Source organism: Bradyrhizobium sp. USDA 4503, assembly GCF_054055815.1.
In genome coordinates this window covers 334,244-346,767 of record NZ_JBSRXS010000001.1, presented here as the reverse complement: position 1 = coordinate 346,767, position 12,524 = coordinate 334,244, and the positions used below count along the sequence as shown (strand labels likewise).

General features: G+C 64.4%; 11 protein-coding genes. 2 read left to right on the top strand and 9 right to left on the bottom strand.

Annotated elements, in window-relative coordinates; translation table 11 throughout:
- Positions 1–62 precede the first annotated feature (62 nt).
- From ACVMIH_RS01620 to ACVMIH_RS01585, 8 genes are all read right to left on the bottom strand, one after another.
- Entirely contained in the window at positions 63–824 is a 762-nt protein-coding gene (locus tag ACVMIH_RS01620; protein ID WP_225647396.1) for an SDR family NAD(P)-dependent oxidoreductase, read from the bottom strand.
- 63 nt (positions 825–887) lie between these two features.
- Entirely contained in the window at positions 888–1,598 is a 711-nt protein-coding gene (locus ACVMIH_RS01615; protein ID WP_016845725.1) for an ABC transporter ATP-binding protein, read from the bottom strand.
- Positions 1,588–2,307, bottom strand: coding sequence for an ATP-binding cassette domain-containing protein (locus ACVMIH_RS01610; protein WP_018270850.1), 720 nt, complete (start codon positions 2,305–2,307; stop codon positions 1,588–1,590). Before ACVMIH_RS01610 ends, ACVMIH_RS01615 begins: the two co-directional genes overlap by 11 nt.
- 3 nt (positions 2,308–2,310) lie before the next feature.
- A complete protein-coding gene (locus ACVMIH_RS01605) occupies positions 2,311–3,384 on the bottom strand; it encodes a branched-chain amino acid ABC transporter permease (protein ID WP_038382048.1) in 1,074 nt (357 codons plus the stop codon).
- A 13-nt stretch (positions 3,385–3,397) separates the two neighbouring features.
- Positions 3,398–4,264 carry an ABC transporter permease subunit gene (locus tag ACVMIH_RS01600; protein WP_076833547.1) on the bottom strand — a complete coding sequence of 289 codons (867 nt, stop codon included), beginning with the start codon at positions 4,262–4,264 and terminating at the stop codon, positions 3,398–3,400.
- A 93-nt stretch (positions 4,265–4,357) separates the two neighbouring features.
- The gene (locus tag ACVMIH_RS01595; RefSeq protein WP_141339913.1) at positions 4,358–5,572 is read right to left on the bottom strand and encodes an urea ABC transporter substrate-binding protein; all 1,215 of its coding nucleotides are present in this window, start codon (positions 5,570–5,572) and stop codon (positions 4,358–4,360) included.
- A 58-nt stretch (positions 5,573–5,630) separates the two neighbouring features.
- Positions 5,631–6,626: an acetamidase/formamidase family protein gene (locus tag ACVMIH_RS01590; RefSeq protein ID WP_057015930.1), complete on the bottom strand. Its 996-nt coding sequence runs from the start codon at positions 6,624–6,626 to the stop codon at positions 5,631–5,633.
- A gap of 17 nt (positions 6,627–6,643) precedes the next feature.
- Complete coding sequence (locus ACVMIH_RS01585) at positions 6,644–8,044, bottom strand: amidase (protein ID WP_456860495.1); 1,401 nt, start codon at positions 8,042–8,044, stop codon at positions 6,644–6,646.
- Between the two features lie 423 nt (positions 8,045–8,467).
- Between ACVMIH_RS01585 and ACVMIH_RS01580 the strand changes: the two genes are divergently transcribed.
- Positions 8,468–9,631 carry a transporter substrate-binding domain-containing protein gene (locus tag ACVMIH_RS01580; RefSeq protein ID WP_057015928.1) on the top strand — a complete coding sequence of 388 codons (1,164 nt, stop codon included), beginning with the start codon at positions 8,468–8,470 and terminating at the stop codon, positions 9,629–9,631.
- The gene (locus tag ACVMIH_RS01575; protein WP_057015927.1) at positions 9,628–10,215 is read left to right on the top strand and encodes an ANTAR domain-containing response regulator; all 588 of its coding nucleotides are present in this window, start codon (positions 9,628–9,630) and stop codon (positions 10,213–10,215) included. Before ACVMIH_RS01580 ends, ACVMIH_RS01575 begins: the two co-directional genes overlap by 4 nt.
- A 10-nt stretch (positions 10,216–10,225) precedes the next feature.
- On the opposite strand, the gene ACVMIH_RS01570 is transcribed toward ACVMIH_RS01575, so the two are convergent.
- Positions 10,226–12,514 (bottom strand): VWA domain-containing protein, encoded by a 2,289-nt coding sequence (locus tag ACVMIH_RS01570; RefSeq protein ID WP_456860493.1) that lies wholly within the window; start codon positions 12,512–12,514, stop codon positions 10,226–10,228.
- Positions 12,515–12,524: the final 10 nt, after the last annotated feature.

The window sequence follows — 12,524 nt, the reverse complement described above, 5'->3', positions numbered from 1 at the left end:
ATGCCTGTCCGGACCGCCGCCGCGGGCGGCGATCTCGCGGCTCTGCTGACGGCGCGCCCCGCCTAGAACTGGACGCCGCGCGTCAACGCGCCGTCCACCACGAGGTTGGTCCCGGTGATGAAGCTCGCCGCCTTGCTCGCCAGGAACACAGCGGCGTTCGCCATCTCCTGCGGCGTGCCCATGCGGCCGGTCGGGTTGAGCGCCAGTGCTGTCTTGTACAGTTCGGGATTGCCGTCCTTGATCATGTTCCAGACACCACCCTCGAAGTAGGTGTTGCCCGGTGATACCGAATTGGCCCGGATGCCCTTGGCCGCGAGCTGGTAGGCAAGGCCCTGCGTGTAGTGGATGATCGCCGCCTTGAACGTACCGTAGGGACCGCTGGCAAAATCGACCTCGCGTCCCGACACGCTCGAGATGGTGACGATCGCGGCGGCGCCGCTCTTCTCCAGATACGGCATCGCCGCGTTGACGAGGCGCACCGTCCCCATCATGTCGGTGGAGAATTCCTTCTCCCAGCTCTCCTCGTCCTGCCCGATCGACAGCGCGCTGACATTGGCGACCACGACATCGATGCCGCCGAGCTTGGACGCCATGTCGGCGACCCAGGCCTTCAGGGCCGGCCCGTTAGAGACGTCGACGGCACTACCGAACGCCGAAACGCCCTTGGCCTTGAGCGCTGTGACCGCAGCGTCGACGTCGCCCTGGTTGCGCGCACAGATGCCGACATTGGCGCCCTCGGCGGCGAACGTGTCGGCGATCGCCCTGCCGATGCCCTTGGTGCTGCCGGTAACGAGAACCTTTGCTCCCTTGAGTCCGAGATCCATGTCCATTCCCTCCATTATTATCAATTATGCAACGCACTGATCTTCACCGCATCGCGCGGTCGATCACAGTAACAGCTGCGCGCGAACGTTGTCCGCGTTGACCTCCTCACCGGCCAGCGATCGCGTGATCTTGCCCTTCTCCATGATGTAGCAGCGCTGCGCGATCTCCAGGATGGTGTCGAGGTTCTGCTCCACGAACACGATCGTGGTCCCGAGCTCCGCTCGGAACGATTTCAGCGCCTCGCAAATATGCTGCACGATCGACGGCTGGATGCCCTCCGACGGCTCGTCGAGGATCATCAGCGCCGGATTGCCGATCAGCGCGCGGCCGATCGCAAGCTGCTGCTGCTCGCCGCCCGACATGGTGCCCGCGATCTGGCGCCGGCGCTCCCTCAGGCGTGGAAAATACTCGTAGACGAGCTCGGGCAGCTTCTTGCCTTCGGGCCCGCCGATCAACTCGCCGACCTGCAAATTCTCCTCGACGCTCATTTGCGGAAACACGTCGCGACCCTGCGGGATGTAGCCGAAGCCGGCGCGCGCCCGCGCATCGGCCTCGAGCTGCGTGACATCCTGATCCATGAAGCTGATGGTGCCGCGCCAGGTCTGCAGCAGACCGATCAGGCAGCGCATCAGGGTCGACTTGCCGACGCCGTTGCGGCCGATCACGCCGACGATCTCGCCGCGCGAGACCGACATGCTGACGCCTTGCAGGATCGGCGTCGCGCCGTAGCCCGCCCAAAGCCCCGACACCTCCAGGATGCGATCAGTGGGCATGAGTCTTACCCAGATAAATTTCCGCGACCTTCTCGTCTTCCAAAATCGCCTCCAAGCTGCCGCGCGCGAAGATCTTGCCAAGATGCAGAACGGTAACGCGCTGGGCGACCTGACGCACGAACGCCATGTCGTGCTCGACGACCAGGACGGTCATGCCCTCGGCATTGAACGACTTGATCAGCTCGCCGGTCTTGAAAGTCTCTTCCGGCGACATGCCGGCGGTCGGCTCGTCCAGCAGCAGCAGCTGCGGCTGCAGCGCCAGCGCCATCCCGATCTCCAGCCATTGCTGCTGGCCGTGCGACAGCGCACCGGCGAGCTTGCCGCTATCGTCAGCCAGATTGAGCAACGCGAGCAGCCGCTCCTCTTCAGCACGGCATTCCGCGCCCGAAATGCGTTCCTGCAGCGCGATCTGGATGTTCTGCCGCACCGGCAGCTCCTTGAACACGCTCGGCGCCTGCATCTTGATGCTCATGCCGCGCTGCACCCGCGCGTAGGGCCGCTCGGCGGTGATATCGATCGAGTCGAAGAAGATGCTGCCCGTGGTCGGCGGATAGAGCCCGACGATCAATTTGAACAGCGTGCTCTTCCCGGCCCCGTTGGGCCCGATCAGGCAGTGCACCTCGCCGGCATTGACCGTCAGGTCGACGTCGGAGACGGCGGTCAATCCACCGAAACGCTTGGAGACACCTTTCACATCGACCAGCGCCATGATTCAGGTCTCATCCGATTGCAGGCGGGCGGTATCGGCCAGCGCGGGGGCTTCGTCGCGGCGCCGACGCCTGGTCCACCAATCGACGACGAGCTTGCCGATGCCGAGCACAAAGCCCTGCGGCGCCAGCATCACGGTGGCGAGCAGCAGCACGCCCATCAGCACCAACGCCGCCTGCTGGCTGTAGACCGTGATGGTCTGAAAGCCGAACAGCAGCAGGAACGATCCGACCAAGGTCGCGGTCAGATCGTTGCGTCCGGAGAACGCCACCCACACGATCGGCATCGCCGCCGCCGGCAGGCCGATGCTGGATGGCGTGATGAACTGCCCCCACGACGTGTACAGCGCACCGCTGAGACCGGCGAGGCCGCTGCCGATCACGAAGGTCAGAAGCTGATACTTGCGGACGTCATAGCCGAGCATCTCGGCGCGCTGCGGATTTTCCCGCGTGGCCACGATCACGTTGCCGACGCTCGAGTTCACCAGCATGCGCAGCGCGATGTAGACGATCACGATCAGCGCGATCATGACGTAATAGAGCGCCGAGCCCTCGATGTCGAAGTTGCCGACCGTGAGCGGGTCCATCCCCTTCATGCCGTTGAAGCCGTTCAGCCGGGCTGGACCGATATGCCATTCGGGCCCCGCGGTCTGCCCGAGGAAGAAGGCAAGCACTAGCGTCGCCGACAACGTCACGATGCCGAAGAAAATCCCGCTGATGCCGCCCCAGATCATGAAGTAACCGAGGATCCCGGCCGCGATCATCGCGATGACCACGGAGAGAACCAGCGCGGCGATCGTGGTCGTTCCCCCGCCCATATTGATGGCGAGCACGCCATAGCCGTAGCCGGCGATGCCAAAGAAGAAGGTCTGGCCGAACGACAGCATGCCGCCGTATCCCCACATCAGGCAGAGACCGAGCGCCATGAAGATCCAGATCAGGAAGTAGGCGAAATTGCCGACGTCATAGGAATCGGCGAACAGCGGATAGATCAGCGCCCCCGCCAGCACGGCGAGGAAGCAGGACCAGAAGATCTTCCCGCGTCCGAGCGTCTGCGGGCCCTCGAGCAGCTTCAACATCAGAAATTTCCGTCTAGCGCCCACGACGAACCAGCACGCTGGATAGTCCCTCGGGCAGCACACGTATGATCAGAATGACAGCAAACAGCATGCCGATCTGGCCGATGATCTGCCCGTAGCTGGCATTCAATGCCATTCGGATCATCGCCAGGAACACCGCGGCCGGCGCGGTTCCGAGCAGGACATTGGCGCCGCCGATCACCACGGTGACGAAGCTCTCGACCACAAAGGTCGCGCCCATGGTCGGGATCAGCGTCATGGTCGGCGCGTAGAGCGCGCCGCAGAGCCCCGCGAGCGCGGTGCCGATACCGAAGCTGATGGAATAGATCCGCCCGGTGCGCGCGCCGAGCGCCTTGGCCATCGCCGCATTCTGCATCGTGGCGCGGGCGATCACGCCAAAGCGCGTCTTCATGAAGATGATGTAGAGGCCCGCCAGGACCGCTACCGCACAGGCAAACAGCACCAGCCGGTAGGTCGAAAACGTGTAGCCGCCGATCGCAAAGCTTCCTTCCGGCGTACCGATACCGCGCACCGCGGAGCCGACGATCAGCAGCATCGACTGCGTCACGATCAGACTGAGGCCCCAGGTCGCGAGCAACGAGTCGAGCGGTCGCTTGTAGAAGCGCCGCACGACGAGGTACTCGACGATCATGCCGATGATCCCCGCCGTCAGCGCGGCCATGATCTGCGCGATCGGAAGCGGGACGCCGAGATTCACGAGCCCTACGGTGACGTAGGCACCGCACATGATGAACTCGCCATGCGCCATGTTGATGACGCCCATCATGCCGAACACGATGGCCAGGCCCGCCGCCGACAGGATGAGGAACGCGAAGACATCGGCGAACTGATAGAATACCGAGAAGAGTTCAGCCGACATTCCGGTCTCCCTGATCGCGGCGCCGCATCATTGCGGCGCCGGCTTGCTTCAAAGCCGCGATGCAAACACGAGCAAGATTCGTGCCTGCGCGCATCACGACTTGCTGGGAAGATGACTCGGCGTGTACTGATCCTTGTCGTTCTTCTTGGTGAGGTCGCAGCCGATCTCGCCAAGCCAGTATGGCTGGATCGTCCCGTAGTCCTTCTCCACCGTCACCTCATGCTTGGGCCCGACCGAGATCAGGCGCATGCGGTGCGACGTATGCTGGCTCTTCGGGTCGATGCAGACCTTGCCCTCGGGAGCCTCGATGCAGGCATCACCCGTTGCGATTACCTTGCGCATGTCCTCGAGCTTGGTCGACTTGGCCTTCTCGACCAGCGCCTTGTACATGTAGAGCGCGTTATAGGCGTTGTAGCCCATGTCGTTGATGTAAAGCTCATCGGGGAATTTTGCGTGCCAGCGCTTCTTGAAGTCATTGGCTTCGGGGGTATCGATCTCCTCGAACCAGTTCGCGGTCGCATGCATGTTGTTGAGCGCCGGCGGCTTGAACCGCTTATGCTCGAAGCCGAGCATGATCTTGATCGAAGAGCCCATCGGCAGGTTGAGGTTGGCTGCGGCTGCCTGTTCGAAGAACGAGTCCTGCGCCGCGCCGACATTGATCGTCAGCAGCCAGTCCGGCTTCGCCTTCTGGATGTTCTGGATCGTCTGCGCGAACTGCGACACGCCGAGCGGGATGAATTCCTCGCCCACGACCTCGCCGCCGAGGTCCTTCATGATCTTGCGGTTCCACTCCGCGGAGATCTGGCCGAAATTGTAGTCGGCTGCGATGACGTAGACCTTCTTGCCGAACTTCTGGACCATCCAGGGGATCAGGGTCGAGAACTGCTGCTCCGGTACCGCACCCATGCTGATCATGCTGGCATCGCAGACACCGCCTTCATACTGGTTCGTATAGAAGTACGGCGTGGTGGTGCGATCGACGATCGGACGCAGCGCCTCGCGCGATGCCGAGGTGATGCCGCCGATCAGCACGTCGACCTTGTCGCGATTGAGCAGCCGGCGGCCGAACTCCTGATAGCGGGCATTGTCACCCTGGGGATCGAGATGGATCAGCTCGATCTGCCGGCCGAGAATGCCGCCGCTCTTGTTGATCTCCTCGACCGCCAGCTGCGAGCCGTGCAGCTTCGGCATGCCCATGAAGGCGAGATCGCCGGAGACGTCCTCCAGCAAGCCGACCTTCAGCGGCGGCTCCGCCGCCTGGGCGGCACCTATTGCCGCGGTCCCGAGCATTGCACCAAGCAAAGCCATTCCGACTATACGCCCCGAATACATCGCGATGTCCTCTGTCGTTGAAGGATGTTTGAAGTCACGCCTTGAGGTAATTCTTCAGGATCGACGCCCCCATCGTGTATTTGGGATCGACCATGTTGCCGAGCCGCATGCGGCCGGCCTGGCTGAGCAGCATGTAGGCGTCGATCTCGTCGAAGCCGTAATCGGCGCTCATCCAGCGCACGAGCTCGCGATAGGCGATGCGCGCCGCGTCCTCGAGCGGGCGCGCGCTGCCGATCGTCATGATGAAGTCGCGCGTCTCGAGCCGCGGCCAGGCGAAGCTCCAGTTCTTGATCAGATCGATCTGCAGCGTCACCGTCGCGCGCTGCTCCAGCGCGACGCCCGAGAGCTCGCCATCGCCCTGCGTGGCGTGGCAGTCGCCGACATAGAGCAGCCCGCCTTCGGCATGCACCGGCAGATAGATGATCGCGCCCGGTGCAACGTCGGGCAGGTCCATGTTGCCGCCGTGATAATCGGGCTGCAGCGAGGAGATCGCCTCGATCTCGGGCGAGACGCCGATCGTGCCGATGAACGGTTCATAGGGCAGCGTGATCTTGTCGTTCCAACGCACGCCGTTGCGGTCGACATGCAGCTTCCTGACGCGTTCCGGCAGCGGCGGGTTGAGCAGCGCCGTGGATGCGGTCCCGACCAGGCCGCCGAACTCCGGAATGATGCAGGTCGTTCCGGCCGGCTGCGCGCCGCGGGTCTCGACGTCGCGGATATAGACGGCGAGGCAATCACCCTTCTTGGCGCCCTTGACCGCGATCGGCCCGCATTGCGGGTTCAGATAGGGGAAGTTCAGCTTCGCCGTAGGACTGTCGCTTTCGCTGGTGAGCACGCCGCCGAAGGCGTCTTCGGTTTCGACAACGACGACCCCGCCCGGATCGATCGACAGGGTCGGCTTGGCATAGGGTCCATAGACGTAATGAAAGCCGCCCTGCTGCTCGATCGTCAGGCTATGGGTCGTACCGGTCGCGCCCTTGGCAAGGGCGCGCTTGGCCATGATGGAACTCTTCAACCAATCTTCGGTCATGCGGTCGGCTCCTCAATTCAGATCGCGGGATGGCGCTTGTGCCAGTCGGTGACGCGCTGGAAGGCATCGCCCGCGCGAACGAGGCTTGTTTCGTCGAAGTGACGGCCCACGAACTGGAAGGCGACGGGCCCGCCGTTCGGCGCGAAGCCACCGGGAAGCGTCACGGTCGGGCTGCCGGTCATGTCGAACGGACAGGTGAAGCGCAGCAGCCCGGTAATCAGCGACGGATCCTCACCCAGCGCCGCCATCTTGGCCAATGTCGGCGCAGCGAACGCCTGGGCCGGAACGGCGATCAGATCGACCGTCTCGAACAACAGCCGCACCGCGCCGCGGAACGCTTCGCGCCGCAGCACGATCTTCTGGTAATTCATGCCGGATTGCGCCCGGCCGAGATCGAGCAGGCCGGCGAGCGCCGGACCATATTCGTCCTTGCGTGCGGGATAGGTCTCTTCGTGCGCGACCGCCACTTCGATGCCGCACAAGGGGAACCAGTCCTCGATGACGGCCTTGGGATCAGGAAACGTGATGTCCTTGATCTTCGCGCCCAGATCGGCAGCAACGCGCAGCCCTTCGCTGAGCACCTTGCCGGCAGCCTCGTCGGTGCCTTCGATGGTCCAGCGCCGATCAACCCCGATCGTCACGCCGCGCAAATCGCCGGACAGGCCGGCGAGATAGTTCGGCACAGGCAGCGGCACGGAGGTGGTGTCCTTGGGATCCTGGCCGGCAATCACGGCGAGGATCGCGCCGCAATCGGCCGCGCTGCGCGCCATCGGCCCGATGTGATCGAGCGTTGCCGCGAGTTCGAACGCGCCATAACGGCTCACGCGTCCCCAGGTCGGCTTCAGCCCGGTGATGCCGTTGGCGGCCGATGGAAAACGGATCGAGCCGCCCGTATCGGTGCCAAGCGAGCCGAAGCAAAGCCCCGCGGCGGTGGCGACGCCGGAACCGCTCGACGATGCGCCCGACCACAAATCCGCATTCCACGGATTCTTCGGCGGATCGATCTTCGGGTGATGGTCGGCATAGGCGCCCTCGGTCTGCTGCAGCTTGCCGAGGATGACAGCGCCGGCATCCTTCAATCTCGCGACGACCGTGGCATCCTCGCTCGGCCGGAAGTCCCGGTGAATGGTCATGCCATGCGCGGCCGGAGCGCCCTTGGCCCAGCACAAATCCTTGACGGCGATCGGCACGCCGTGGAGCGGTCCCTTGATCTTGCCGGACGCGATGTCCTTCTCGGCTACCGCCGCTTCGGCCAGCGCCGCCTCGCCCATCACATAGGCGTAGCTCTTGAGCTTGCCGTCGAGCTGCTCGATCCGCCCGAGCATCGCCTTGGTCACCTCGACCGGCGAGAGCTTTTTGGCCTGGATTTGCTGCCCGATCTCAATGAGCCCGAGATAGTGAAGATCCGTCGTCGGCATCGTTTCTCATCCCCGCACTTGACATGACGCAAGCGCAGGCACTGCCCATCACCGCGCATGCGCCGCCGGCTTGGCGGCACGGACGTGTCGCCAATTTGTTTAGCGGCAAAAGCAAAAAACCACCCGCCCCTCCGAAACGAAGGTGACGAATGGCCCAAATGCCGCGGCTATGAACTATCGCATGGGTCCGGAGTCGAACGGAGCACTCTGCGCGGCGATCGGGACGTCATCGGCCAGATCGACGCACGCAAGGTTCGACAGGAAGCCCTGTAGGAGAAAATTCTAAGGAGGTGTGCAGCGCGTTGTCAACGAGGCTGGCTGCACAAATTTCGCGAGGTGCATGCGCAGCAAATCGGCATGACCTCTTGCACCGACCTCTGCGAAGATGATTTCCTTGATGCGTTGCGCGGCCGAAAGTACTCAATGACCAAGCCCTCCATTCCAGTCGGCATCATCTGCTCGCAGCACGGGCCCTATCAGGCCATGGGACGCGAGATCCTGAAGAGCGCCATGATGGCGGTCGACGAAATCAACAATCAGGACGAATTCGACTTCGCGATATCGGCGCATGTCCGCGATCCCCGCGGAATCATTTCGGAGTACCACACGGTCTGCGACGACCTCATTCGCAACGTCGGCGTCGAGCATATCATCGGCTGCTACACCTCGGCCTCGCGCAAGCAGGTGCTGCCGATCGTCGAGCGTACCGACCGCCTGCTCTGGTATCCGGCGCGCTACGAGGGGTTCGAATGCTCCGACAATGTCATCTATGTAGGCGCCTCACCCAATCACAACGTACTGCCGCTGGTGCGTTACGTGCTCGATAATCTGTCGCGCGAGATCTTCTGTGTCGGCTCCAACTACGTCTGGACCTGGGAAACCAATCGCGTCACCCGCGAGCTGGTGACGGCGGCCAAAGGACGCATTCTCGCCGAACGCCTGCTCGAACTTGGTGAAAGCGCGGTCACGCACATCGTGGACGAGATCGTGCGGCGCCGGCCGCCGGTCGTCTTCAACACCTTGGTCGGCAGTTCGAGTTACGACTTCATCCGCGCCTTTCATGCGGCGACCGCCGCGGCTGGCCTCGAGATCCCGATGCTGAGCTGCAGCCTGTGCGAGCCCGAGCTCAAGATCGCGGGTCCTGCATCGGCCGGATGCATCACATCGTCGGCCTATTTCGAGAGCATTCGCCTGCCCGAGAACCGGGCCTTCGTGGCGCGCTGGAAGGCGCGCCACGGCGAGCACAGCAGCCCGTCCGTCGACGGGCAATCCGCCTATGTCGCGGTCTATCTGCTGGCCCGGGCGCTGCAGCGCGCGGGCACATCCGATATCGGCGAGGTGCGGCGCGCGGCGGCCGGCCATCGCTACAATTCGCCGCAAGGTCCGGTCTGGATCGACGGCAGCAACAACCACTGCGTCCTGACGCCGCGGCTGGCCGTCTCGAACGCCGAAGGACAGTTTGACATCTTCTGGGAAGCTGAAGCGCCGGTTAGACCGGATCCCTATCTGACGCAGCTCGACATCGCCGCCAGCCCGGCAAGGGATGGAACGTTGCCGAATGCGCCGCATTTGCGGGTTGTGAAATGAGCAAACCGTCTTCATTTTCGCTGCGGGGCCGCAAGGCGCTCGTCGCCATCAAGGATGAGCGCGATGCCTCGATCGTCAGGCGGCAGTTCGAGCGCCTCGGGATCGAGATCGTCATATGGGAGCCCGGTGCCAGTATCGACTGCCGTCCCGACGTGACGCTGATCGATGACGAGTTCCTGCCGCTCACCTCGCCGGCACAGCGGACGTCGCTTGGACGAAGCCCGGTCATCGCCCTGCTCGGCACCGAGACGCCAAGCCGTCTGAAGCTGGTGCTCGACCTCGATCCGGCGTCATTCCTGGTGAAGCCGCTGCGATCGGCCGGCATCTATGCCGCGCTCGTCCTGGCTTTCGAGCGAAGCGAGCGCACCAGCGAGCTCAAGCAGCAGGTGCTCAAGCTGGAGCAGCGGCTGCGATCCCGCCGCGTCGTGCTTGCCGCGGTCCTTCAGGTCATGCACAGCCATGCGCTGGCCGAGCCGGCGGCCTTTGCGCTGATCCGCCGCGCCGCCATGGAGCAGCGCAAGACGATCGAGGAACTCTCGGCGGAGATCACCGCAAAGGGCTCCCTGCCCCGGGCAACGGGCTAGAGCCGGTCGTCTATTTCTTCAGTTCCGCGTAGAGCTGCATCACCCGTTGCGGCAACACCTCGATGCGCGGCACCCGGAGCGCATAGCGCTCGCCGAAAATCCGATCGAGCTGGGGAAATCTGTGCTCACCGATGCCGAAGGCAAAGATATCGGTGCCGCGCCGCCGCAGCTGCTGCGCGGCCCGGCGGGCGTCCTCGACGAGATATTGCGCATCCGGCACGTCGACGTCGGACGGCTCGCCGTCGGTCAGAACCAGCAGCACTTTCCGGAACGCGCGTCGTTCCGCGAGGTAGCCCCCGGCATGGCGCAATGCCGCGCCCAGCCGGGTGGAATGGCTGCTGCCAAGACCCGCGAGACGTGAACGAACCACGGCGTCCATCGGCTCCGCAAAGCCCTTGATGCGCAGATAGCGCACGCGCTCGCGGCCGTCGGAGCTGAAACCATGCACCGCGATCGCATCATTGGCGGCCTCGACCGCCGCCGCCATGATCGCGGCCGCCTTGCGTTCGACGTCGAGGACCGTCCGGCCGCGGCGGTCACGGTCGGCGGTCGATTGCGACAGGTCCAGCAGCAGCAGGATGGCGAGATCGCGCGGTCCGGGTGCATCGCGCTGGTAGACCCTGGGTTCGCTGATATTGCCGGTTCGCCGCTCGATCGTCAGGGCGATCGCCGCGTCGATGTCGAGCGCGTCGCCGTCGCGCTGGCCCTTGTGTCTGATCCGGCGGCCAATCGACGCGTCGCGGGTCAACTCCGTGATCCAGCGCATCGCCTCGGCGTCCGTCGAGGAATCGAAGGGCTGCGCGGAAACGGCGGCGTCGGCTTCCAGAATCGTGGTCCAGTCCGGCCGCTCGGTACGCGCCGCATAGTCCCATTCCGGGTAGGTCGCGACCGGAAACCCGTCCAGCAGCGTTACCGCGCTGGCCTTCGCGCGCAGCGTCTCGTCCGGCTTGGCGTTGTCGTCGGCCGGCTGACCACCCGCATCGTCGCGCCGCTCGATCCGGACGGAATCGACGGCAAGTTCGATCGTCTCGGCCGGACTGTCCCGCTGGTCGCCGAAATCCCACAGCGCCAGATTGTCGTCGCGATAGGCAGGTTCGACGACGTAGCTCTTGGCGTTGAACTGCAGCCGCATCTGCCCGATGTCGTTGCCGAGCAAACCACCGATCTCGCGGCTGATGGCGGGATCGGTCCAGCGGCCGGCGGCAGCGGCAAACAGCGTCCGCCCCTTGGTCACCCACGCATCCGGATCCTGATAATCGGGATCGATCAGCGCCCGCGCCAGCCGCATCATCAGTCCGGCTGCGGTTGCCTGGCCGGCTGGCGTCGCGCTGTGAAATGGCAGCCACAGCCGGCGCAGCCCCGGCATCTGGTAGAGCGCCAGCGCCTCGACCCGGGCATCCTCGATCAGCGAGACCAGCGCGATCTGCAGCGCCTTCAGTCGTCGCACCGGAAAGCGGACGGTGGAATGCACCAGATGCGCGCCGGCATGCGCGACCGCCGCGAGATAGACGGCGTCGGCCGCCTCGCCCTCGAAGCCGGGAAAGGTCTGCGGAAGACCGACGAGGCCGGCGGCGAGCGAGGTCCGCCGCGGCACCGGCGTCGGTGCAACGGCAAGTTTGCGGAAACGCGGCTTTCTGTTCCACAACGCGATCGTGGTTGCAGCGAGGCGCTTCTCCAGCCGCGCGAAATCATCCCCGCTCCGACCGGCTGCGAACAGCTGCGCCGAAAGCTGATCGTCGAGCGCGAAATAGGCGCGGCGGCGCGATGCGCGACTGCCACTGGCGCGCAAGCCAGCGGAGACCCACGCCGCAAACTCCTCGCCGCCGGCTTGCGTCAGAAACTGCCCCAGCCGGCCGATCGCGAGCCCCGCCGACTCCGGCCCGGTGGCTGCGAGTTCGTCGAGCGCGGCGAGAACCGCGGTGAGTTCTCCCGCACCCGCAAGCCGGGGCAGCACCTTGGACAATTCGGTCAGCAAGGCATGGGCGACACGGCTTCCGGCACCGCAGCCGATGTCCCTGACCGCGCGGCCGATCGCGATCAGATCATCGGCCGATCGCTGCGCCGGCCATTGCTCCGATAGACGCAGAAAACCCTGCACCACGGCTTGACCGAGATTGGCCTCGAACAGGGCGTGCACGGCCTCGTCCCAGACCGCCAGGTGATCGAACCAACCAGTTCGCTGCAGAGCGGTACGCGCTGTCTGCACCGCCGCAGCTACATCGTCATGGCCGCGCAAGAGTGCCGCAAGCCGACGTCCGGACCGGAAGCTATCGAGCGAACTGATTTGCGCGACCGCCACCTGCAATCTT

Coding starts and splice junctions, on each gene's coding strand:
- ACVMIH_RS01590 (WP_057015930.1), bottom strand. CDS start 6,626: ATGACCGAAGATTGGTTGAAGAGTTCCATCATGGCCAAGCGCGCCCTT.
- ACVMIH_RS01610 (WP_018270850.1), bottom strand. CDS start 2,307: ATGGCGCTGGTCGATGTGAAAGGTGTCTCCAAGCGTTTCGGTGGATTG.
- ACVMIH_RS01620 (WP_225647396.1), bottom strand. CDS start 824: ATGGATCTCGGACTCAAGGGAGCAAAGGTTCTCGTTACCGGCAGCACC.
- ACVMIH_RS01575 (WP_057015927.1), top strand. CDS start 9,628: ATGAGCAAACCGTCTTCATTTTCGCTGCGGGGCCGCAAGGCGCTCGTC.
- ACVMIH_RS01595 (WP_141339913.1), bottom strand. CDS start 5,572: ATGGCTTTGCTTGGTGCAATGCTCGGGACCGCGGCAATAGGTGCCGCC.
- ACVMIH_RS01580 (WP_057015928.1), top strand. CDS start 8,468: ATGACCAAGCCCTCCATTCCAGTCGGCATCATCTGCTCGCAGCACGGG.
- ACVMIH_RS01605 (WP_038382048.1), bottom strand. CDS start 3,384: ATGTTGAAGCTGCTCGAGGGCCCGCAGACGCTCGGACGCGGGAAGATC.
- ACVMIH_RS01615 (WP_016845725.1), bottom strand. CDS start 1,598: ATGCCCACTGATCGCATCCTGGAGGTGTCGGGGCTTTGGGCGGGCTAC.
- ACVMIH_RS01600 (WP_076833547.1), bottom strand. CDS start 4,264: ATGTCGGCTGAACTCTTCTCGGTATTCTATCAGTTCGCCGATGTCTTC.
- ACVMIH_RS01585 (WP_456860495.1), bottom strand. CDS start 8,044: ATGCCGACGACGGATCTTCACTATCTCGGGCTCATTGAGATCGGGCAG.